The following is a 202-nucleotide window of genomic DNA, read 5'->3' on the forward strand; positions in this document are numbered from 1 at the left end:
CGGCCCTCCGGCAGCCGGTGGCTGTCACGCACGACGACGACCTCGGCGTACGCGCCGGGCGCCGCGCCGTCCACGCCGGGCACCGGCAGCCGGATCTCGCGCCGCCCGGGATCCCGGCGCAGCCGGGCGACGAAGTCGAGCGGTCCGGCGGGCAGTTCCGCCACCGGGAGCCGCACGGTCACCGTGCCGTCGGCGCCGGCCC

Annotated in this window: 1 protein-coding gene; it reads right to left on the minus strand. The window is 80.7% G+C overall.

All coding sequences use genetic code 11. The annotated features are described in order from the left end of the window. Positions 1-202: hypothetical protein (locus GCU69_RS32425; protein ID WP_170315760.1), on the minus strand; the 202-nt coding region annotated here is incomplete at both ends.

Origin of the sequence: Streptomyces lycii (assembly GCF_009735685.1) — a bacterium.
GTDB lineage: Bacteria > Actinomycetota > Actinomycetes > Streptomycetales > Streptomycetaceae > Streptomyces > Streptomyces lycii.